Origin of the sequence: Enterococcus sp. DIV1726a, assembly GCF_051710985.1 — a bacterium.
Lineage (GTDB): Bacteria > Bacillota > Bacilli > Lactobacillales > Enterococcaceae > Enterococcus_B > Enterococcus_B hirae.
Window position 1 is genome coordinate 676888 of record NZ_JBIOLS010000001.1, and the last position, 20598, is coordinate 697485.

At 36.6% G+C, this 20598-nt stretch carries 25 protein-coding genes; 13 read left to right on the plus strand and 12 right to left on the minus strand.

Features of this window, described 5'->3' with window-relative positions:
• Positions 1 to 139: 139 nt before the first annotated feature.
• Complete coding sequence (locus IGJ27_RS03070) at positions 140 to 673, minus strand: 3'-5' exonuclease (RefSeq protein ID WP_010719861.1); 534 nt, start codon at positions 671 to 673, stop codon at positions 140 to 142.
• 191 nt (positions 674 to 864) lie between these two features.
• Entirely contained in the window at positions 865 to 1617 is a 753-nt protein-coding gene (locus tag IGJ27_RS03075) for an exodeoxyribonuclease III (RefSeq protein WP_010738301.1), read from the minus strand.
• 114 nt (positions 1618 to 1731) lie between these two features.
• On the opposite strand from IGJ27_RS03075, the gene IGJ27_RS03080 reads away from it, so the two are divergent.
• The 4 genes from IGJ27_RS03080 (at position 1732) to IGJ27_RS03095 (ending at position 4923) form a co-directional block, all read left to right on the plus strand.
• Positions 1732 to 2652, plus strand: a complete 921-nt coding sequence (locus IGJ27_RS03080; protein ID WP_010738300.1) for a Gfo/Idh/MocA family protein — start codon at positions 1732 to 1734, stop codon at positions 2650 to 2652.
• Positions 2653 to 2723: 71 nt separating this feature from the next.
• Entirely contained in the window at positions 2724 to 3644 is a 921-nt protein-coding gene (murB, locus tag IGJ27_RS03085) for a UDP-N-acetylmuramate dehydrogenase (RefSeq protein ID WP_178306125.1), read from the plus strand.
• A gap of 107 nt (positions 3645 to 3751) precedes the next feature.
• Complete coding sequence (locus IGJ27_RS03090) at positions 3752 to 4336, plus strand: GNAT family N-acetyltransferase (RefSeq protein WP_010719856.1); 585 nt, start codon at positions 3752 to 3754, stop codon at positions 4334 to 4336.
• A 281-nt stretch (positions 4337 to 4617) separates the two neighbouring features.
• Entirely contained in the window at positions 4618 to 4923 is a 306-nt protein-coding gene (locus tag IGJ27_RS03095) for a bacteriocin immunity protein (protein ID WP_010738298.1), read from the plus strand.
• A 220-nt stretch (positions 4924 to 5143) separates the two neighbouring features.
• On the opposite strand, the gene IGJ27_RS03100 is transcribed toward IGJ27_RS03095, so the two are convergent.
• Positions 5144 to 5983, minus strand: coding sequence for a hypothetical protein (locus IGJ27_RS03100; RefSeq protein WP_096709323.1), 840 nt, complete (start codon positions 5981 to 5983; stop codon positions 5144 to 5146).
• 237 nt (positions 5984 to 6220) lie between these two features.
• On the opposite strand from IGJ27_RS03100, the gene IGJ27_RS03105 reads away from it, so the two are divergent.
• Positions 6221 to 7732: a flavocytochrome c gene (locus IGJ27_RS03105; RefSeq protein WP_178306124.1), complete on the plus strand. Its 1512-nt coding sequence runs from the start codon at positions 6221 to 6223 to the stop codon at positions 7730 to 7732.
• Positions 7733 to 7942: 210 nt separating this feature from the next.
• Complete coding sequence (locus IGJ27_RS03110; protein ID WP_178306123.1) at positions 7943 to 8476, plus strand: isoprenylcysteine carboxyl methyltransferase family protein; 534 nt, start codon at positions 7943 to 7945, stop codon at positions 8474 to 8476.
• Positions 8477 to 8578: 102 nt separating this feature from the next.
• Here IGJ27_RS03110 and IGJ27_RS03115 read toward each other — a convergent pair whose 3' ends face one another.
• The 6 genes from IGJ27_RS03115 to IGJ27_RS03140 form a co-directional block, all read right to left on the minus strand.
• On the minus strand, positions 8579 to 9562 hold the full coding sequence (locus tag IGJ27_RS03115; protein WP_010738295.1) for an NAD(P)H-quinone oxidoreductase: 984 nt from the start codon (positions 9560 to 9562) through the stop codon (positions 8579 to 8581).
• Between the two features lie 3 nt (positions 9563 to 9565).
• On the minus strand, positions 9566 to 10213 hold the full coding sequence (locus IGJ27_RS03120; RefSeq protein WP_010719849.1) for an SDR family oxidoreductase: 648 nt from the start codon (positions 10211 to 10213) through the stop codon (positions 9566 to 9568).
• Between the two features lie 361 nt (positions 10214 to 10574).
• Entirely contained in the window at positions 10575 to 11207 is a 633-nt protein-coding gene (locus IGJ27_RS03125) for an ECF transporter S component (RefSeq protein WP_010719848.1), read from the minus strand.
• A 16-nt stretch (positions 11208 to 11223) separates the two neighbouring features.
• A complete protein-coding gene (coaC, locus tag IGJ27_RS03130) occupies positions 11224 to 11775 on the minus strand; it encodes a phosphopantothenoylcysteine decarboxylase (RefSeq protein ID WP_178306122.1) in 552 nt (183 codons plus the stop codon).
• 85 nt (positions 11776 to 11860) lie between these two features.
• Positions 11861 to 12607 (minus strand): phosphopantothenate--cysteine ligase, encoded by a 747-nt coding sequence (locus IGJ27_RS03135; RefSeq protein ID WP_034699795.1) that lies wholly within the window; start codon positions 12605 to 12607, stop codon positions 11861 to 11863.
• The gene (locus tag IGJ27_RS03140) at positions 12604 to 13593 is read right to left on the minus strand and encodes an acrylyl-CoA reductase family protein (RefSeq protein ID WP_178306121.1); all 990 of its coding nucleotides are present in this window, start codon (positions 13591 to 13593) and stop codon (positions 12604 to 12606) included. Before IGJ27_RS03140 ends, IGJ27_RS03135 begins: the two co-directional genes overlap by 4 nt.
• A 240-nt stretch (positions 13594 to 13833) precedes the next feature.
• On the opposite strand from IGJ27_RS03140, the gene IGJ27_RS03145 reads away from it, so the two are divergent.
• From IGJ27_RS03145 to IGJ27_RS03175, 7 genes are all read left to right on the plus strand, one after another.
• On the plus strand, positions 13834 to 14376 hold the full coding sequence (locus IGJ27_RS03145) for a helix-turn-helix domain-containing protein (RefSeq protein ID WP_010719844.1): 543 nt from the start codon (positions 13834 to 13836) through the stop codon (positions 14374 to 14376).
• Positions 14377 to 14393: 17 nt separating this feature from the next.
• Entirely contained in the window at positions 14394 to 15479 is a 1086-nt protein-coding gene (locus IGJ27_RS03150; protein WP_010719843.1) for an ABC transporter ATP-binding protein, read from the plus strand.
• 13 nt (positions 15480 to 15492) lie between these two features.
• Positions 15493 to 16299 (plus strand): ABC transporter permease, encoded by an 807-nt coding sequence (locus IGJ27_RS03155; protein WP_010719842.1) that lies wholly within the window; start codon positions 15493 to 15495, stop codon positions 16297 to 16299.
• Positions 16299 to 17126: an ABC transporter permease gene (locus IGJ27_RS03160; RefSeq protein WP_010719841.1), complete on the plus strand. Its 828-nt coding sequence runs from the start codon at positions 16299 to 16301 to the stop codon at positions 17124 to 17126. The genes IGJ27_RS03155 and IGJ27_RS03160 overlap by 1 nt, the downstream gene beginning before the upstream one ends.
• Complete coding sequence (locus IGJ27_RS03165; RefSeq protein ID WP_053766139.1) at positions 17123 to 18202, plus strand: ABC transporter substrate-binding protein; 1080 nt, start codon at positions 17123 to 17125, stop codon at positions 18200 to 18202. The genes IGJ27_RS03160 and IGJ27_RS03165 overlap by 4 nt, the downstream gene beginning before the upstream one ends.
• A 412-nt stretch (positions 18203 to 18614) precedes the next feature.
• The gene (locus IGJ27_RS03170) at positions 18615 to 18965 is read left to right on the plus strand and encodes a type II toxin-antitoxin system RelE family toxin (RefSeq protein ID WP_010738289.1); all 351 of its coding nucleotides are present in this window, start codon (positions 18615 to 18617) and stop codon (positions 18963 to 18965) included.
• Positions 18962 to 19237, plus strand: coding sequence for a hypothetical protein (locus IGJ27_RS03175; RefSeq protein WP_053766137.1), 276 nt, complete (start codon positions 18962 to 18964; stop codon positions 19235 to 19237). Before IGJ27_RS03170 ends, IGJ27_RS03175 begins: the two co-directional genes overlap by 4 nt.
• A 78-nt stretch (positions 19238 to 19315) precedes the next feature.
• On the opposite strand, the gene IGJ27_RS03180 is transcribed toward IGJ27_RS03175, so the two are convergent.
• The 3 genes from IGJ27_RS03180 to IGJ27_RS03190 form a co-directional block, all read right to left on the minus strand.
• The gene (locus IGJ27_RS03180; protein WP_010738287.1) at positions 19316 to 19573 is read right to left on the minus strand and encodes a hypothetical protein; all 258 of its coding nucleotides are present in this window, start codon (positions 19571 to 19573) and stop codon (positions 19316 to 19318) included.
• A gap of 443 nt (positions 19574 to 20016) precedes the next feature.
• A complete protein-coding gene (locus IGJ27_RS03185; protein ID WP_014834224.1) occupies positions 20017 to 20121 on the minus strand; it encodes a putative holin-like toxin in 105 nt (34 codons plus the stop codon).
• 307 nt (positions 20122 to 20428) lie between these two features.
• A complete protein-coding gene (locus IGJ27_RS03190) occupies positions 20429 to 20533 on the minus strand; it encodes a putative holin-like toxin (protein ID WP_014834224.1) in 105 nt (34 codons plus the stop codon).
• Positions 20534 to 20598 lie beyond the last annotated feature (65 nt).

The window sequence follows — 20598 nt, forward strand, 5'->3', positions numbered from 1 at the left end:
AAATAATCAGAAAAAATTGGTGAATGGTTGGAATGAAGGGGATAAAGGTTCTTGAAAAGGCTAAAAAAGGCGATCAAAAAATCCATGGTTACCTGTAAAAAGCAACCATGGATTTTTTGTTTACCTGTTTTTTAGTAGCTCATTTTAGGGTAACTAATTTTTTCAAAGGATCTGTTCCAAAGTGTTTTTCTTGATAAAGTAAAATCTCTGCACAGGCACGACTGTCTTCTAATGCATCATGGTGATTCGCTAAAGTGATATTTAAATTTTCACAGACAGTATTCAATCGATGATTTGGCATCTCTGGAAATAAACGACGACTGGTTTTTACCGTACATAAAGATAAATAATGAGGTTGGAGCAAATTGTAATAATCTAAACAACCAGCTAGAACTTTCGTATCAAAAGCTGCGTTATGAGCGACGACTAAGCGGTTTTTTTGGAAATAATGTTGAATCGTTTGCCAAACTTCAGGAAATTTGGGTGCGGTACGAACATCTTCTTGATGAATACCGTGAATTTGAACATTTCTCCAGAAAAAAGGTGTTTCTGGCTGGATGAGTGTGTAATATTCATCAACAATTTGGCTATTTTGGACCATAACCAATGCTAATGAACAAGCACTGTGGGATTGATGGTTGGCTGTTTCAAAGTCCATTGCAACAAAATTCATGTGCATAAAACCTCCTTAAAAAATAAACACTAACATAAAAAGTGAAGAAAAGAAAGTGATGGATATGTAAAAAAAATCAATCAAATGAAGAAAGACCACGCTCAAAAAAGAAGCATCTTTGCTGATCTTTCTTCATTCTTTTTAATAAAAATATTCAGCCCTGCCTAGGATGACGATGGCTAACAATGAGATTATTTCAAGTCTAGTTCTACGGGACAATGATCGCTTCCCATAATCGAGGTATGGATTTTTGCATCTATCAAGCGTGGCTTCAACTCGTCACTAGTTAAGAAATAGTCGATACGCCAACCTGCGTTGTTTTTTCTAGCATTGAAACGATAACTCCACCAAGAATAAATACCAGTTTGTTCAGGATAGAAATAGCGGAAGGTATCAATAAAGCCATTTGCTAACAAGTGTGAGAAGGCAGTTCGTTCTTCCATCGTAAAGCCAGCATTTTTTTGATTGGTTTTCCAATTTTTCAAATCAATTTCCTGGTGGGCAACGTTTAAGTCGCCACACACAATGACTGGTTTTTGTTTTTTTAGTTCTTCTAAGTAATGGTAAAAGGCTTCTTCCCATTGTAAACGGTAGTCCAAGCGTTTTAATTCATTTTGGGAATTAGGTGTATAACAAGTAACTAGAAAGAATTCAGGGTATTCAAGTGTGATCAAACGTCCTTCTTGATCATGTAAATCAATGCCCATTCCATAAGAGACATTTAGTGCGGGTTCTTTGGCAAAGATCGCTGTGCCTGAATAGCCTTTTCTTTCTGCATAATTCCAATATTGATGATAGCCAGGTAAGTCTAATTCGATTTGACCGGCTTGTAGTTTGGTTTCTTGAAGACAGAAAAAGTCGGCATCTAATTCATGAAAGACGTCTAAAAAATTTTTATTGACGATTGCACGTAGGCCATTCACATTCCAGGAGATAAATTTCAATTAAATACGCATCCTTTCTTTTGGATCTTAGATTAGCATTTGTGGTTCTATTGTACCTTATTTTACTAAAAAATAGTGTAAGATAAGAGTAATGAATGGATTGGAGGAACGAACATGCGAATTGGTGTGATTGGTGTGGGTAATATTGCAGAAAAAGCGTATTTACCTACTTATGCAAAAAATCAAGGAAAGATTGATTTCTACTTTGCGACTAGAAACAAAGAAACGAAAAAACGAATCCATGAAATGTATGGATTTGACCATCTATATGAATCAATTGATGAACTACTGTCTCAGGATATCAAGGCTTGTATGATTCATGCAGCCACAAAGGTACATTATGAATTAGCCAAAAAATGTCTTGAAAATCAGGTGCATGTGTATATCGATAAACCACTCAGTGTTGACCTTAATGAAATCAACGAATTACAAGAACTGGCAGATAAAAATCAAGTTGTCTTAATGGTTGGATTCAATCGACGTTTTGCTCCAATGGTCGAACGTTTGAAACAAGTCCCCGAGAAGCGGCTCATCCAGTTACAAAAAAATCGAATTGCCGCTCAGGAAACAACGGAATTTGTGATCTATGATTTGTTTTTACATCTTGTTGATACGGCGGTATATCTTTTGGACGAACCGATCTTGCGTACGAAATATCAGATCCGTGAAACAAAAGAATTTTTGGAGTTTGCGGTTTTACAATTGGAAACAGCCCATCAAACAGCAATTTTAACAATGGATCTTTTAAGTGGAGCAAATAGCGAGAACTATCAGATCACTAGTAAAAGTGGTACTTATGAAGTGGCGGAATTAACGGATATGACGATCCAACGAGCATCTGGTATCGAAATAGAAAAATTTGGCGATTGGGAAAGTACGTTAGTCAAACGCGGATTTGAGCCAATGGTTCAAACATTTTTCGCAGAGATTAGCAAAGAAAAACCTTCAATGGAAGGATTGAAGCAACAAGGGATCATGCAAAGTCATGCACTTTGTGAAGAAATGCTACGTAAACATACAAGACAACAAATGTGAGGGAAACTGGCAAGTTTGTTTTAAGCGTGATAGAATAATGGGGATGTTTGATATAGAAAGGAAAATCCTCAGTGAATAAAGAAGACTTAGTTAAAAATTTACCAGCACTCAATCTATTGTTTGATGAACCATTGATGAATTACACGTTTACCAAAACGGGCGGTCCAGCGGATGTTCTCGTTTTCCCAAAAACACAAAATGAAGTAAAAGAAGTAGTGGATTATTGCCGAACCCATGATGTACCTTGGATGGTTTTAGGTAATGCCAGTAATTTGATTGTTCAAGATGGTGGGATTCGTGGCATGGTGATCATGTTGACTGAGATGAAACAAATCCGAGTTTCTGGGACGATGGTCACAGCTGAAGCTGGAGCAAAATTGATCGATACGACCTATGCGGCGTTAGATACTTCTTTAACCGGGTTTGAGTTTGCTTGTGGCATTCCTGGAAGTATCGGAGGCGCTGTTTATATGAATGCAGGTGCCTATGGCGGTGAAATCAAAGACGTATTAGCAGAAGTGGATGTTTTATTAGCAGATGGTACGTTGAAAACTCTAACCAACGAAGAAATGGCGTTTTCTTATCGACATAGTAAAATCCAAGAAATGGATGCAGTCGTTTTAGAAGCACGTTTCCAATTAACTGCAGGAGAGCATGAAGTAATCAAAGGGCGGATGGACGAGCTGACTGAATTACGTCAATCGAAACAACCATTGGAATATCCTTCTTGTGGGAGTGTATTCAAACGTCCTATGGGGCATTTTACTGGTCAATTGATCCAAGAAGCTGGATTACAAGGCTTAAAATGGGGTGGCGCACAAATCTCTGAAAAACATGCTGGCTTTATTGTCAATATTAATCATGCGACCGCTACGGATTATACAGAATTGATCGCGCATATCCAAGAAGTGATCAAAGAAAAATTTGATGTGTCTTTGGAAACAGAAGTACGGATCATTGGCGAAGCAAAAACAGTGGATGCAAGCATGTAACCATTGCTAGTTGAATGAACTAGCCATCAATGACTACAGTGAGATGTTCAAACTTTTGTGATAAAACAGATAGAAAGAGCTATTCTGTTTAGAAAGGAAGTTAGCTTATGCTAGATAAACATGTTCCTTATGCCGAGATTTGGATGACTCGTCCATTAAGTGACAGTCTCCCTACGCAATCTTTAGCGACTGGGTATCATTTTGAGTACTACCGTCTAGGCGATGAAACCGAATGGGCAAGAATCGAACAATCAGTCGGAGAGTTCGCAACAGAAACAGAAGCACTTGCTTACTTTCAGAGAGCTTTTTTACCTTATCAAGAAGAACTTCAGCAACGAATGCTTTTCGTTGTAACTGATACAGGTGAAAAAATCGCGACTTGTACCGCTTGGTTCAAAAAACGGAAGGATGGAAGCTATCCGCTTTTTCATTGGCTGGCAGTAGATCCGAGGCATCAAGGAAAAGGGATTGCCAAAGCATTAACGATCGAAGTATTGCGTATTTTCCAAAAGCTGGCATCTCATGGACCAGTGTATCTGCATACGCAAACTTGGAGTCATCCTGCCATTCAACTATACCAAAAGCTAGGGTTTACGATTATCGCTGAGAATTTTGATGGACGTCCGAATAGCGAGTATCCCTTAGCAATGGACACTTTGGAAAAATTGAATATAAAAGCTAAAAAAGACTAACATTCTTTTTGTGGAATAACCGTGATAATGGAAAGTAGAATCAGCTATTTTCTGTGATCATGGTTATTTCGGCTTTCTTTTTTCCGACCTACTGGTTTCATTTCAAATAGGTTTAGGCTGAAATGTAAGAATGTATATATAACTATAGGATATAATTATGAATGGAAAACAGTTATTTAGGAAATGAATGACCTGAAGAGGTAAATCTAGACTATAATACATTTAATATTTATTAAAGCTTTGAGAAAGATGTGCCAAATGATATTAAAGGGAGCGATATCATGAAGAAAACAGAAGAAATCAATCAAATTATAGTAGAATTATACGACTTGATTCTTAATAAAGAAGTCAAAGAAAGGGAAAGAGTATCATTAATCGAGGCTAAAAACAAACTAGAAAAACAAGAATATTTTCCAAGAGTAATGAAAGATCTGGAATATCAACTACGCCCTTTAGCGATCAAGAGTCAATTGACACCACCAGTCGCAGCTTTTTATTTAAAAATTTCTACGATAGGGCGATTTGAACAAGAATTAGGTCGAGGATTAGCTTCGACGCCTATCGCTTTTGGACCATTTTTTCAATAAATATCCCCTGAAGCGTGGAACCACTGCTAGCTGGTTTATCTGATCTCTTTAATAAGTGTAAGTAGTACAATTCCTGAACACACTTTATTTGTTTTTATACTCATCAAAAAAGCCTAGGACGTTCTTGTCCCAGGCTTTTAATAGTAGACTATTTTTCTTATACTAGTTTCTAAAGTTACCGATAGGATCACATAAAGAATAATTGACGATAAAATTTTGTTTATTTCGAAGATGCTTTTCTTCTTTCAGTTCGTGATTCTCTCTTTTTTCTGGGGATGAAGTTACGGATAAAAGTAAACTTCCGATAATCATTCTGACTATAAAGATATCCAAAGATACTAAACGTCAAGGCTCCAATAAAATTGACGAATAGGTCTTTCATCGTGTCAATAATCCCTATGTCAAGATAACCACCAGAAATCACATATTTTTCTGTATTTCCAGCTGAATCTTTATATTCCACGATGGTTTGCTCGATATTAGGGATCGAGTGGACAGTATTGCCATCTTTACTTAACTCCACACTATTGATTTGTTGGACAAGGCTATCTTTTTGCATGTCCAGTTGAAATATATGATCAGCTGAAAATTCAACAAATTCCCACATCACACCGACTGTCATTGAAAAACAAAATGAAACGATAGCTAACAATAATGGTGTTAGATTCATTGTTTTCGTGTTTTTGTTCAGTAAGTAGACAAGTGAAAAACCAACCCCACCAGCTAAAAAACCAGTTAAAGCATGTAAGATAGTATCCCACATTGAGAAATACCCGTAAAAGTCACTTAATTCTCCTAAAACAGTTGAACTAAAAATAAATGAAATAATAATGATTTCTAACATATTCGGGATTTCGATCTTTAACATTTTTTCTAGAAGATAAGGAATTTCAAATAAAACTAGAGTTAGCAATAAGAGAAAAGTATTTCCCATGTTTTGCTGAAAAATTTGATCGACTAACATTACTGTAACGATGACCCGTAGAAGAATATAAAACGCATGGGTAATTCTTCCAGCGGTTTTGGTACCATTCATAAAAAACATTTTCAGATAGTTCATAAAATAACCCCTTTATCTATAGTAAAGATTATACTAGGGTAAAAGCGCAAACCAAAATTATTTGTACCAAAACGCCTAAATGAATAAGAAAACAGCCAACAAAAAATAGCAAAAGTAGTTATCTAGAGATGCTAGATGAAAAAGTCATTGTTTATTGATAAAAAGAATAAAAAAATAGTTGGAATTGTGAATTTTTTCACTTAAAATAAAGGAGTACTAAAATTTAGGAGGAAAAGAATGAAAAAAGTGCTAAAAAGTTTGGTGGTTATTACATCAGTTTTAACAATGGGAGCTTGTAGTGCAGATTCAAAAGAAAAAACGACGACAAGCACGAAATCATCTGAAAAAACAGAGGTATCTTCAGGTGCATCGGAACAAACGTATACCAACCCAGCTGAAATGAAAGACTCTTATGATATTATCATTGTTGGTGCAGGTGGAGCAGGGATGACAGCTGCGATTGAAGCAAAAGATGCTGGATTGAACCCAGTCATCTTTGAAAAAATGCCAGTAGCAGGTGGGAATACCTTAAAATCTTCAAGTGGAATGAATGCATCAGCCACTAAATTCCAACAAGCTGACGGAATCAATGACTCCAATGAAGCGTTCTACGAAGAAACATTAAAAGGCGGAGGTGGCACCAATGATCAAGAATTACTCCACTACTTCGTTGATCATTCAGCCGCTGCGATTGATTGGTTGGATCAAAATGGAATCAAATTGGATAATTTAACAATTACTGGGGGAATGAGTGAAAAAAGAACCCACCGACCTTCAGATGGCTCAGCTATCGGTGGTTACTTAGTTGACGGATTGTTAAAAAATGTACATGAACGTAAAATTCCTATTTTTGTGAATACAGATGTAACTGATATCAAAGAAAATAGTGGTAAAGTCAATGAGGTGACTGTACAAGTCCAAGGCGAAGAGCCAAAGGAAATCAAAGGGAACGCAATTGTAGTGACAACTGGCGGGTATGGTGCCAATCAAGAAGTGATTGAAAAATACCGTCCTGATTTAGCAGGCTATGTCACTACTAACCAAGTAGGCTCAACCGGTGATGGAATCACGATGATTGAAAAACTAGGTGGTCAAACGGTCGACATGGATAAAATCCAGATACATCCAACAGTCCAACAAGATGAAGGCGTCTTGATTGGTGAAGCTGTTCGAGGTGAGGGGGCTATTTTAGTCAACCAAGAAGGACAACGATTTGTGAATGAATTAGATACAAGAGACAAAGTTTCCGCAGCTATTACAGCTTTACCGGAAAAATCTGCTTATTTGATTTTTGATCAAGGAGTAAGAGATCGAGCAAAAGCAATTGATTTCTATGAGCAAAAGGGTTACGTGACTTCAGGAGATGATCTGGCAGAATTAGCTGAAAAAGTAAATGTGCCTGCAGACAATTTGGCTCAAACACTTGAATACTGGAATAAAGCAGTCGATGCTCAAAAGGATGACGCTTTTAATCGGACGACAGCGATGGATAATGGGCTGACAGAACCTAAATACTATGCGATCAAAATTGCCCCAGGTATCCACTACACAATGGGTGGCGTGAAAATCAATACGAAGACAGAAGTGTTGAATAAAGAAAATCAACCGATCACTGGTTTGTATGCTGCTGGTGAAGTAACTGGGGGGCTACACGGGAACAATCGGATTGGTGGTAATTCGGTTGCTGAAATTATTATCTTTGGACGACAAGCTGGACAACAGGCAGCAAAATTCGTCAGTGAAAATTAAGAACGTAAATATAAAGTAAATGGACGGTCAATTAGGAGAAAACTAGCATGTTAAAAGTTAGTTTTCTCCTATACTTTTATCAAACTGTGAAGAACATGCGATCATGGTTCTACTCCTTTACTTTGAATAAATGATTATTTGATAGAAAATAAGTGACTTTTGCAGGTCGTTCCAGATGATAATAAATAAAAATAGAAACGAGTGAAACGAATGAGTCAACAATTATATTATTTCTTTTTGATAATCGCATTCGTACGATTGTATGTATTAAAAATTTCAAGTAAGCATGCGAACCAATTATTACATGAAGGAGCGATTGAGTATGGAAAAACAACTACGAAATGGTTAGCTATCTTACATACGCTGTTTTATTTTTCTGCTTTCTTTGAGGGAAGCATTCAAAAAACACAAATTAATTGGGTCAGCTGGATTGGATTTTGTCTCATCCTATTTTTGTTTATCATGCTCTTTTGGGTCATGAAATTATTAGGAAAATATTGGTCAGTGAAATTGATCTTTGAACCAGATCATCAATTGATTGAACATTGGTTGTTCCAACGGGTCAAGCACCCCAATTATTTTTTAAATATTTTACCTGAATTGATTGGAGTCGTGCTTCTTTTTCACGCCTATGTGACACTCATTATTTTTATTCTTCCTTATAGTCTCTGTCTCTATCTACGAATAAAAAAGGAAAATCAATTAGTCGCATCTATTAAACAGAAAGAAATAAAGCAGTCATAATAAACTAGCTAAATAAAAAAAGCCGTAGAATCCAAAAATAGTTGCTCCTATTTTTGAGATTCTACGGGTTTTTTTTGATTGCTATTTGCATTTAAAAGTTGGTTATTCTGTTATCGTCAAAATAATCTTTCCGATATTCTTATTCGCTTCCATATATTCATGAGCTTCTTGGACTTGCGCCAATGTAAAGGTACGATCAATAATTGGTTTGACTCGTTGGTCAGCTAGATAAGGTCCAACTACTTGCATAAATTCTTGAGTCAATTGAGCTTTGTACTGATCACTTCGAGGAGTCAACAAAGTGCCGATCAATTGGATTCGTTTGGTGATCAAGGTAGCTAAATCAATCTCTGGTACAATTGTTCCACCTAACATTCCGATCAATACCCAACGTCCATCAATAGCAATAGAAGCTAAATTTTTCTCCCAATAAGAAGCTCCGATGAAATCTAAGATGACGTCGACACCTTTTCCATTGGTAATTCTTGCTACTTCGGTTGAAAAATCCTGTGTTTTGTAATTGATCTGTTCATCTGCACCAAGTTTTTGACAAAAAGCTAGTTTTTCTGATGAACCAGCAGTGACGATGACGGTTGCCTTAGTAAGTTGTTTTGCTAGTTGGATGGCTGCCGTTCCCACACCGCTCGCTCCAGCGTGGATCAAAACAGTTTCACCTTCTTGTAAATTTCCTAGCCAATAGAGTGTTTGGTAAGCTGTTAGAAAAACTTCTGCAATACCAGCCGCTGCAACATTATCCAATGTATCGGGCAGTAAAATTGCACGGTCAGCTGGCATCACTGCGTACTCGGCATAACCGCCTAAATTGACTAACCCACATACCCTTGTACCTGGTACAAAATCTGGGTTATCACTTCGGTTTTCAACCACTTCTCCAGCTACTTCTACGCCAAGAATCGGGTAAGGAGTCTGTTGATTCGTTGTTTCTCGACGCATGATGTCCGTTCGATTGATTGCCGCTGTGTGGACTTTTATGAGTAATTGTCCTTTTTCCGCTATTGGTTTTGGTGCATCGATCTCTTGTAGTACTTCGGCAGAACCGGGATGTTTGATCGTGATGGCTCGCATTTTTTATTCCTCCTCGACTATTTGTTGCAACGCAGTTGAAATTTCCTGCGTTCCTTCAGATAGTACTAGCGTTGTTTTAGTTATAGTTGGTTGTTCCACTAAAGCTGTCAAAACAGCAGCTACTGTTTGACGAGAGACGGTTTTAGCAGTGGCTTCTGTTGGTTTTGCCAGTTGGACTGTAGTGACTTCTTCATTTGTTAATGACACTGGCTGGATGATTACATAATCTAAAGTTGTTTGTTGTTTCAGCCACTCATCAGCATAATGTTTCGTAATGTAGTAATCAATCATAGAATCTGGCCATTTACTGCGATCCTCGGCAAAAACAGCACTAATCATAAAGTAGCGAGAAACATGTGCTGATTCGGCCGCTATCATTGTCTTGATCGCACCGTCTAAGTCGATCTGCAATAAGTTTTTCCCTTGCGAACCCGCAACAAAAATAACGAGATCACAACCTTTAAAAGCATCTGCCATTTCTTCAATTGTCCAAGTAAGATCGAAAGAAACATAAGTGACATTATCTTTTTTTACTAAAGATTGTGTTGCAACCTCGCGTACACCTGCTGTCACTTGATGTCTAGTAGTTGCAAGGTCTTTGATTAAATGCCGACCAATTTGGCCATTAGCACCTACAACAAAAATTTTCATTTTAATCATCCTTTCTTATAATAATCACTATCAATCATAACACTAAACAAAAAAAATGCGAGAAAGAGGTTATGAAAGCATCGATAGCTCCGAAGACAATAAGAAAGAATTTTTTAAAATAGCTTCACATATTTTGAAAAATTCAGGCTTATTTCCGAAGGTCAGCTCTGAGAACGCCGTGGATAGGATAATAAACAGCATGGGGAACTTAGATGGGACAAATTCAGGCTTGCTCCAAGGAGTAGAAGCTTTCATACTGTTGATGATTTTTAAGTAAAAAACATCCATCTACCAATTTCAACAAAAATTGGGATGGATGTTTTGATTCAAAGAAGATCATGTTCGCTATCAGCTAATTGTCTTATTTAGGTTGGGGTGTCGCATGCATCAAACGAAGCAAGACACTACCAACAGCGACTGTAGCAATTCCAGCGATGATTCCTTCTGGAACACCACTCGTAAAGATAACAGCTAAAATAGCAGTATATAACGCATGGATACTTTTTCCGACCACTTGAGCATAATCTTGTTGGAATAAGAAATAGATCATATTCATCACTAGGATCGTATTCACGAAAGAACCAGCTAAGCCTGCTAGAAACAAAGAAACACCTTGAAACTTGTTTTTACTTAGCCGTAGTATTCCTTTATAGACAAAGTAGGGAACAACACCAATCAATATCCTTGGAATAAAAGCAATCAATAATGCTTTCAAACTTCCGTGGTCTGTGCCAATCACTGGGATGAATGGGGAGAAGACGAATGATAAAGGCGTTTGAATGACCGTACTACGAATCATACTAATCAAGCCGAATGTCCCTCCTAGAAAGCCACCTAAACGTGGGCCTAAAACGATTGATGCAATGATCACTGGGATATGCATGGTCGTAGCGTTGATTGGACCAATAGGAATAAACCCAAGCGGTGTGACCGCTAATAAAATCATGATTGCTAAAAACATAGCAGTCAAAGCAAAAGTACGTGTGTTTTTCATAATGACTCCTTTTATATTAAGCGTTTCTTTCATTAATCAATTGTACCGTTTGATCAATGATTATTTGGGTATCAGCTAAAGCACCTTTGCCAAAATCACCACAAGCCAACAACGACTCTCTTGGCTCGATTTCTTGATAGCCGATTGATTTTAACGTATTTAAATTCCTTTGATTGAGTGGATGTTGATACATATTTGTATTCATTGCAGGAGCAATCAACTTCGGAGTATCTGCAGGGAGTGCCATTGCGACTGTTGAGAGCAGATCATCTGCTAATCCATTTGCTAATTTACCGATAAGATTAGCCGTAGCAGGAGCAATCAAGAACAAGTCTGCTTGTTTTGCCAGTTCGATGTGATTAATCACTGAAGGTTCTTTTTCTTGCATGACATCGGTATGGACGGCACGTTTTGATAAGGATTGTAACGTAAGTGGCGTGATGAAGTGAGTGCTGCTTTCTGTCATGATCACGTCTACTTGGTAGCCAAGTTTCACGAGTTGATTGGTAATATCCGCACTTTTATAAGCAGAGATACTGCCAGTAACCCCCAATAGAATTTTTTTCATAATTGTTTACTCCTTTCATTCCCTGCTAAAATCAAGCTTAACTTTTGTGTTTTAAGAAATAAATCAGAGAATTCTTTTCAGCGTTTCATTGGTTAAAGGAAACTGGTTCTATTATAACCGATGCTAATAATTTAGCAATTTCTTCCTTGGATTGTGCTTCTTTGATTGTTCCGTCTGCCCCTAATAGATAGCCGTGATGGTTTGTTCCGTCGATTTGTGTCAGATCATTCGCGAGGATGTAGTCTACCTGATTCTTCATGATGCTTTTTTTGGCGACTGCTAAAAGTTCTGTTTTTGAAACATCGACTAATAACTTAAAGCCGATGATGGTTGCTTCTGGTTGCCATTTTCTTAGATAGCTGATGATCTTAGGCGTTTTTTTCAAGGCAATTAACAAGTGTTCTGTGTCAGAAGAGATTTTTTCAGCTTTATTAGGATTTATTTCATGGTCTCGGAACCATGAAGAAAGGTGTTCTGGCGTTAGCGGTGTTTGGTCAATGCTCTGTGCCAATTGTTCTTCAGATAGGCTAAAAGCAGGAGTGAAATCGCTCACTGCCATACTATGGATGATGGCATCATAAGAGTCACTTGTCAGTAATCTTTCCAAAGTTTCAAATAAATCTTGAGTGGACTCGATTAGATGAAAGCGAATATTGTCCTGTGACGTTGGCTTGACAGCACTGTTTGTCGTGACATAGTCGATCGTTACTGTTGAATCAGTTACCAATGTTTCAGCAATCTTTTTACCTAACTGCCCAGTCGAATGATTTGTGATTGAACGGACTTGATCAATTTTTTCGCTTGTGCCACCAGCCGTAATCAATATCTTCATTTCATTTCACCTACATTAACTAGTGTTCTTCCCTGATGTTGCCCAGCTAACAATCGTTGAATCACTTCGGGCAATTCCTCCAAGGCGATTTCTTTAACGAAAAGATCATCAGCAATAGCAAGATCAGCTAATTGTTGCCATAAGGAGAAACGTTTTTCATGCGGAACATTGACTGAATCGATACCGATCAACTGGATATTGCGCAAAATGAACGGTAATACAGTAGTGGTCAATTGGATTCCTCCAGCATTTCCACATAATGCCGCAGCACCATCATAGGCGATCAAAGGAAGGAGTTGGGTCAATAAGTCACCACCAACCGTATCAATGACATAATCGATTTGTTGCTTTCCTAAAGGTTTTGTCTTTTCAGGAAGAAATTCATTTGGGGATAGGACTTCATTCGCCCCTAATTTTTTCAGCCATTCCACCGATTCTTTTTTGCGTGAAAGAGCGATGATCGAAGTAAAACCCAATTTTTTTAAAATTGTTACAGCGGTACTGCCTACCCCGCCAGATGCTCCAGTTACAACAATACGGTCACTCGATTTCATCCCTTTTGATATGAGGGCGTTCACGCATAAAAGTGCAGTAAAGCCAGCAGTTCCTAATACCATTGCCTGACGAAGTGACAAGGTTTTCGGAAGTGGGATCAACCAATCACCAGAAACTTTCTGGTATTGGCTATAGCCTCCAGGTTGAGTGACGCCCAAGCCATAACCAGTTAGGAGAACAGAATCATCTGTTTTGAAACGTTCATCTCGACTTTCGACAACGGTTCCTGAAAGATCAATCCCAAGTGTCATAGGATAAGAGCGGATGACACCACCAGATTCACTACTAGCTAGTGCATCTTTATAGTTAACATCAGAATAAGCAACTTTGACCAACACTTCATTCGCTGATAAAAGAGGCATTTCCTGGTCAATGATCGAAGTATGAAAATGCGGAACATTATTTACTTGAAACGCTTTAAATTTATTCATGTAAAAACAGAACTCCTCTCAAAATTTTTCTTTTATCATACCATAAATCAATCTATTTTATGGTGATTCGCTGATGATTAGTGTCTAAAAAAAGTGAAACTTATTTTTTCAAATAAAAAAGATGTTTTTCGTGAAATTTAAAATAAAAAGGGTTGTGTTTTTGATCAAAATTTGTATACTAGTACGAGTGAGAGTAAACTTGATGTTTACTATTAGAAAACTTCATAGAGGAGGAATGAGATGGAAATAGGTGAGAAGTTAAGAAATTTACGTATCCAGAAAAATTTGACACAAGAAGAATTAGGTGAACGTACGGATTTATCAAAAGGCTATATCTCTCAATTAGAACGTGACTTGAGTTCGCCATCCATGGAAACATTTTTTTCGATTCTTGAAGTATTAGGTGTTTCCCCTGAAGAATTTTTCCATCAAGAAACAGTGAATCTACAAGTGGTTTATTCTAAAGAAGATCATACCGTTTATTTAGATGAAGAAAATGGTTATCAACTTGAATGGTTGGTCTCTGATTCGAATGAAAAAGAAATGGAACCTGTTTTACTGACATTCAATGAAGCAGGAGAGTATAAATTATTTGAACCTTCTTTATCAGAAACGTTTATTTTTGTGTTAGAGGGGGAATTAGAGTTAAGCTTAGGTGAAGAGCGATATATTGCCAAAGCAGGTCAATCGATCTATTACCAAGCAACAAAGCACCACCAATTGAAGAATCATCAATCAAAACGTACGAGGGCATTGATTGTCGCTACTGAATCGTACTTGTAATTTTAGGGGGTTAAAAAGTGGGAAAACCAATTATTTCATTTGATCAGGTGGTCAAACGCTATGATGATGAAACGATTTTGAAAAAAGTGAGTTTTGAGATCGAACAAGGGAAATTTTATACCTTATTAGGTCCTTCGGGTTGTGGAAAAACAACGATTTTACGAATTATTGCTGGTTTCACAGATGCTACTGAAGGCGAAATGTATTTTGAGGGAAAACGATTAAATGATGTGCCAGCTAATAAACGGCAAGTAAATACGGTTTTCCAAGATTACGCCTTATTTCCTCATATGAATGTATTCGACAATGTCGCTTTTGGATTGAAAATCAAAAAAATGAATAAAGTCGATATTGAGAAAAAAGTCAAAGATGCACTTCGCATGGTGCAACTTCCTGGGTACGAAAATCGAGAAATTAGCGAAATGTCTGGTGGACAAAGACAACGTGTGGCTATCGCGCGAGCTATCGTTAATGAACCTAAAGTATTGTTGTTAGATGAACCTCTGTCTGCGCTGGATCTAAAGCTGCGAACGGATATGCAGTATGAATTAAGAGAGCTGCAACAACGTTTGGGAATTACATTTATTTTTGTGACACATGACCAAGAAGAAGCTTTAGCGATGAGCGATGAAATCTTTGTGATGAATAAGGGGAAAATCGTGCAGAGTGGAACACCTGTCGATATCTACGATGAACCGATCAATCATTTTGTGGCTGATTTTGTGGGTGAAAGCAATATCGTTGATGGTGTGATGATCGACGATAATCTTGTAGAGTTTGTTGGCAAACGATTTGAATGTGTTGATGGTGGAATGCGTCCCAATGAACCAGTTGAAGTCGTCTTGCGCCCTGAAGATTTAACGATTACTACCCCTGATAAGGGAAAACTGGTTGTGACTGTTGACACGCAACTGTTTCGTGGGGTCCACTATGAAATTGTCTGTTACGATGAGCAACAAAATGAATGGACGGTTCATTCCACGAAAAAAGCAAAAGAGGGTAGCAAAGTTGGTCTAGCCTTTGATCCAGAAGATATCCATGTCATGCGTTTTAATGAATCAGAAGAAGAATTTGATGCACGACTTGATAGTTATGAAGAGTAAGGAGGAATAGTCAATGAAAGCAATGCGTAGAATCTACTCTGTTCCTTATGTACTCTGGCTTGGTCTATTCGTGATCGCACCAGTTTTGATGATCATTTACCAATCTTTTTTTGATATGAATGGACACTTTACTTTAAATAATTATGCTACTTTTTTGACGTCTAGAACGAATCTTTTCATGGCGTTAAATTCTGTTTGGTATGCCTTTTTGATTACCTTTTTTACATTAATCATCAGCTATCCGACTGCTTATTTTTTAACTAAATTAAAACATAAACAGTTGTGGTTGATGCTGATCATCTTACCAACATGGGTGAATTTATTACTAAAAGCTTATGCGTTTATTGGTATTTTTAGTATCCATGGAAGTGTGAATCAATTTTTTGAATTTTTAGGGATTGCTCCAAGACAAATTTTGTTTACCGATTTTAGTTTTTTATTTGTGGCAACTTATATCGAGATTCCATTTATGATTATGCCGATATTCAATGCATTGGAAGAAATGAATCCGTCATTAATCAGTGCTAGCCGTGATCTAGGAGCTAATAATTTTGAAACATTTCGCCGAGTGGTATTCCCATTGTCATTAAATGGTGTAAAAAGTGGGATTCAAGCAGTGTTTATTCCTTCACTGTCATTGTTCATGTTGACACGACTGATTGGTGGAAATCGTGTGATCACTTTAGGAACAGCAATTGAACAACATTTTCTCGTGACTCAAAATTGGGGGATGGGTTCGACGATCGGAGTTATTTTGATTATTGCAATGTTTATTGTGATGTTGCTGACAGGTGAGAAGAAGAAGGGAGGCCGCGCATGATGAAAAAATTTAAGTGGTCTTACCTTTACCTCTTTATTGTTTTTCTACTATTATATTTGCCTATCTTTTATTTGATTTTCTACTCCTTTAATGACGGTGGTACCATGAACAACTTTACCGGTTTTACTTGGGACCATTATCAGGCAGTTTTTGAAGATACACGATTGATCATTATTGTATTGAACACCTTTATGTTAGCCTTTTTATCGGCACTGATCGCAACGATTATCGGAACGTTTGGGGCAATGGGGATTTACTATACTAAAAAACGTCAAGCAAGAACGACATTACTAAGTATGAATAATATTTTATTAGTTTCACCAGATGTAATTATTGGTGCCAGTTTCTTGATTTTCTTTACTTTTTTAGGCTTTGGATTAGGTTTCCAAAGTGTTTTGCTTTCTCATATTGCCTTTAGTATCCCAATCGTTGTATTGATGGTATTACCTAAATTACAAGAAATGAATGATTCGATGGTTGATGCCGCTAGAGACCTTGGTGCAAATAATTTTCAAGTCGTAAAAAATATCATTTTACCTTTCTTATCTCCTGGCATCATTGCAGGCTATTTTATGGCATTTACTTATTCATTAGACGATTTTGCGGTGACATTTTTCGTAACAGGGAATGGGTTCACTACGTTGTCAGTAGAAATCTATTCTCGGGCTCGTCAAGGAATCAGTTTAGAAATCAATGCGTTAAGTGCATTAGTGTTCCTATTTTCGATGGTTTTAGTGATCGGTTATTATTTTATTAGTAAAGAAAATCGTTCCAAAAAACTGAGAAAAAATCGCCGAGGACGTGAGGAGGTCGCACGCTTACGATGAAAAAATTACAATCACTGTTTGTGGGTATCGTTGTGATCATCTTGGTCTTGCTCTTTGGTGTACGGCAATTAGAACAAGCAAGCGGAATGAGTGGAGCAAAAATCGTTACGATCTACAATTGGGGCGATTACGTTGATCCTAGCTTGATCACAAAATTTGAAAAAGAATATGGGTATAAGGTCAATTATGAAACGTTTGATTCCAATGAAGCCATGTTTACTAAGATCCAACAAGGTGGCACAAATTATGATATAGCCATTCCTAGTGAATACATGATCCAAAAGATGATCAAAGAAAAATTAGTGCTTCCTTTAGACCATTCCAAGATCAAAGGATTAGCGAACATTGATGAGCGCTTTTTGGATTTAGACTTTGATCCCCAAAATACCTATTCGATTCCATACTTTTGGGGAACCTTGGGGATCGTATATAATGATAAAGTTTTCAATAAAGAGGAAATCCAGCACTGGAATGATCTTTGGAAACCGAAATTAAGAGATAGTTTGATGTTGATCGATGGTGCCAGAGAAGTGATGGGGCTATCGTTGAACAGTTTGGGCTATTCGTTGAACAGCAAAGAGATGGATCAATTGAATGCAGCTGCAGATAAACTGAACAAACTAACCCCTAATGTCAAAGCGATCGTAGCTGATGAAATCAAAATGTATATGATCAATGAAGAAGCATCCGTCGCAGTAACTTTTTCTGGAGAAGCAGCAGATATGATGTCTGAAAATGAACATCTTCATTATGTGATCCCTTCAGAAGGTTCGAATTTATGGTTTGATAATATTGTGATGCCGAAAACAGCCAAGAACAAAGAAGGTGCGTATGATTTCATCAACTTTATGTTGAAACCAGAAAATGCTGCCCAAAATGCTGAATACATTGGCTACTCAACACCTAACAAAAAAGCGAAAGCTCTTTTACCAAAAGAAATTTCCCAAGATGAACAATTCTATCCCTCTGATGAAACCATCTCTCATCTAGAAGTTTATGAAGACCTTGGACCTAAATTTTTAGGAATCTATAACGACTTGTTCTTAGAGTTCAAGATGTATCGGAAAAGCTGGTAAGTCTCAATAAAATTGGGAGAAAATCAAGCTTAAAATAGTCTATTTCACATACTTTCTAATACTCAGTTTTCCAATTTTCTACCAAAAGCGTCTTTTTAGGCGCTTTTTTTGTGTTATTTTATCTTTTCTACCAGCGATTTTCTACCAGAGAAAATAGACGAAATAGTGATGCAACAAGTATGATATGTTTTTGATAGGCATTGGTTGGATTAGTCTAATGTCTGTAAGGTAACTTACAAATAAAAGCCTATTTTTCAGCCGTCTTTTGGTGGCTATTTTTTATAGTTGCTATAATGAATGCGAATAGAAATAGGTTGTTTTATCAACTATAATTATATTGTGATGTATGAGACATTCTATTGTATTTGTATTCTATCCTTTACATAAATCATCTAACAAAGAAGGTATAGTTATGTACTCTGTAGAGTTCAGCAAGGAATTTTCCGATGTATTTTCTGAGAATCAATCAAAAAAATATCAAGAAATAATCGTATATAAAGTGAATGAGTATTTGACACATAATTTTTATCGCATCAAACCTGTCCATTCATCTGCAAAATACTCTATTTATGAAATGAAAATCCATTTAGGAAAGGAAGATTTTCGAATTGCTTTTAGAATAGATGGCAAAAAGGTGCAAGTTTTTTATATTAGTCGAACGTTGAAAAAATTTTTATTTGATAAGGAAGTAAATAAGTTGGTTAATCGATTCAACAAAAATCAATGGCTAGTCGATGAAGAAAGTAGAAGTGCCGTAAAATGAACATGATTTATAAAAAGCAATTAAAACAATATTTGAAAAAAACATTTAAGTCAAAGAACTGTTTCGCTTTAAAAATTCTTACATTCAAAAAAGATCGCTATGTATTTATTTGTTATGACCAAGAACGATACACGATAGTTGAAGATGGATTCGAAAAGAACAGGTACCATTTTGGCTCTTCAGATGAAGCAATGAAAAAAGTAATGAAAATAGCAGATATTGAATTTAAAAATAGCTATAGACTTTATATACAAACTAAACTTAAACAATGACTCTCATTTGTTTTATCTTCTTGAAAGGAATGCTTTATTATAAATAAAAAACGACTCAAAATGAGTCGTATAAATCAATTATTGTAATAAATCATTAATTTCTTTAAATTCTTTATCAAGTTCTTTTTCATCATATTTCTCATATTTACCAGCTTCATGAAGGATTTTTTTAATTTCATGAATCGCTTTTCGTTCAACTAACCATTTTTTTAGGTTATGTTTTTTTTCTGGATTTTCAGATAACGTATCAAGTTCGTCTAATTCTTTATCCAGTTTATTAACCGTAGCAATAATTTTGTCTAAAGTTTTTTCTTCTTTATGTTCTAAATTTGACATTTATCTTCACGTCCTTTTTATTTGATAATTCAAGTATAAAATGTCAATATATTTTTTTCAAATAAAACTCTTTAGATATGTTTTATTGCATAAGTAAGTAGAACTAGTTCCCTCTATCACACTATACGATAAATCAATTTAGTTAAAAATATCCTCTTTGACTATCGTACTACTGTGATCAGTTAGGGTTTGCTAGTAAGCTATTTACTCAAAAATGCCTTGATATCAGAATTTTTGGTGTTTATTTGAATTGATAGAAGTCAATTTTAATCTTTAATCAAGATGCTAGAAATTAACATTGAACAGAAGAATAGAGTCATGCTATAATAATCGTGCAAAAAGGAACTGCGTCAACAGTTCCCTTTTGACAGCACCGCTAAAGACGGTGGCGAATTCAATGGTATTTCAAAAAGAAATAGCCAGTCGTCTCGCTAAAGTGACGGCTATTTCTTTTTGTCATGTTTAAGCATAGATACAACCAAGCCAATCAAAGAAATGGTAAACATACCAAACCCAAGAATGGTTTGAATTGTCTCGTATGCGGACAAAAAGGCATCTCCTTTCTCTAAAGTGTGAGATTATGTGCATAAGCACCACCTCGCTTTCAGAATGGAAAGCCACCGTTGTTAAACTATATTGTCACAAAGGATCGAAGCCTATAGACTTAGTGATCATTGCTTTAAAAAAATAACCGTTCTTTTGTTTTTTATTGAATAGAAGAATAGAGGTATGCTATAATAAACATGAAAAAAGGAACTGCGTCAACAGTTCCCTTTTGACAGCACCGCTAAAGACGGTGGCAATTAAACTAAATATTTCAAAAAGAAATAGCCAGTCTGCTCGCTAAAGTGACGGCTATTTCTTTTTGTCATGTTTAAGCATAGATACAACCAAGCCAATCAAAGAAATGGTAAACATACCAAACCCAAGAATGGTTTGAATTGTCTCGTATGCGGACAAAAAGGCATCTCCTTTCTCTAAAGTGTGAGATTATGTGCATAAGCACCACCTCGCTTTCAGAATGG

Excerpts from the sequence above, each read along its gene's own strand:
- IGJ27_RS03095 (WP_010738298.1), top strand. The coding sequence starts at position 4,618 with ATGAAGAAAACAGAAGAAATCAATCAAATTATAGTAGAATTATACGAC.
- IGJ27_RS03180 (WP_010738287.1), bottom strand. The coding sequence starts at position 19,573 with ATGTCAAATTTAGAACATAAAGAAGAAAAAACTTTAGACAAAATTATT.
- IGJ27_RS03120 (WP_010719849.1), bottom strand. The coding sequence starts at position 10,213 with ATGAAAATTTTTGTTGTAGGTGCTAATGGCCAAATTGGTCGGCATTTA.
- IGJ27_RS03165 (WP_053766139.1), top strand. The coding sequence starts at position 17,123 with ATGAAAAAATTACAATCACTGTTTGTGGGTATCGTTGTGATCATCTTG.
- IGJ27_RS03170 (WP_010738289.1), top strand. The coding sequence starts at position 18,615 with ATGTACTCTGTAGAGTTCAGCAAGGAATTTTCCGATGTATTTTCTGAG.
- IGJ27_RS03070 (WP_010719861.1), bottom strand. The coding sequence starts at position 673 with ATGAATTTTGTTGCAATGGACTTTGAAACAGCCAACCATCAATCCCAC.
- IGJ27_RS03135 (WP_034699795.1), bottom strand. The coding sequence starts at position 12,607 with ATGAAGATATTGATTACGGCTGGTGGCACAAGCGAAAAAATTGATCAA.
- IGJ27_RS03140 (WP_178306121.1), bottom strand. The coding sequence starts at position 13,593 with ATGAATAAATTTAAAGCGTTTCAAGTAAATAATGTTCCGCATTTTCAT.
- IGJ27_RS03105 (WP_178306124.1), top strand. The coding sequence starts at position 6,221 with ATGAAAAAAGTGCTAAAAAGTTTGGTGGTTATTACATCAGTTTTAACA.
- IGJ27_RS03145 (WP_010719844.1), top strand. The coding sequence starts at position 13,834 with ATGGAAATAGGTGAGAAGTTAAGAAATTTACGTATCCAGAAAAATTTG.
- IGJ27_RS03100 (WP_096709323.1), bottom strand. The coding sequence starts at position 5,983 with ATGAACTATCTGAAAATGTTTTTTATGAATGGTACCAAAACCGCTGGA.
- IGJ27_RS03110 (WP_178306123.1), top strand. The coding sequence starts at position 7,943 with ATGAGTCAACAATTATATTATTTCTTTTTGATAATCGCATTCGTACGA.
- IGJ27_RS03125 (WP_010719848.1), bottom strand. The coding sequence starts at position 11,207 with ATGAAAAACACACGTACTTTTGCTTTGACTGCTATGTTTTTAGCAATC.
- IGJ27_RS03090 (WP_010719856.1), top strand. The coding sequence starts at position 3,752 with ATGCTAGATAAACATGTTCCTTATGCCGAGATTTGGATGACTCGTCCA.
- IGJ27_RS03155 (WP_010719842.1), top strand. The coding sequence starts at position 15,493 with ATGAAAGCAATGCGTAGAATCTACTCTGTTCCTTATGTACTCTGGCTT.
- IGJ27_RS03080 (WP_010738300.1), top strand. The coding sequence starts at position 1,732 with ATGCGAATTGGTGTGATTGGTGTGGGTAATATTGCAGAAAAAGCGTAT.
- IGJ27_RS03175 (WP_053766137.1), top strand. The coding sequence starts at position 18,962 with ATGAACATGATTTATAAAAAGCAATTAAAACAATATTTGAAAAAAACA.
- IGJ27_RS03160 (WP_010719841.1), top strand. The coding sequence starts at position 16,299 with ATGAAAAAATTTAAGTGGTCTTACCTTTACCTCTTTATTGTTTTTCTA.
- IGJ27_RS03115 (WP_010738295.1), bottom strand. The coding sequence starts at position 9,562 with ATGCGAGCCATCACGATCAAACATCCCGGTTCTGCCGAAGTACTACAA.
- coaC (WP_178306122.1), bottom strand. The coding sequence starts at position 11,775 with ATGAAAAAAATTCTATTGGGGGTTACTGGCAGTATCTCTGCTTATAAA.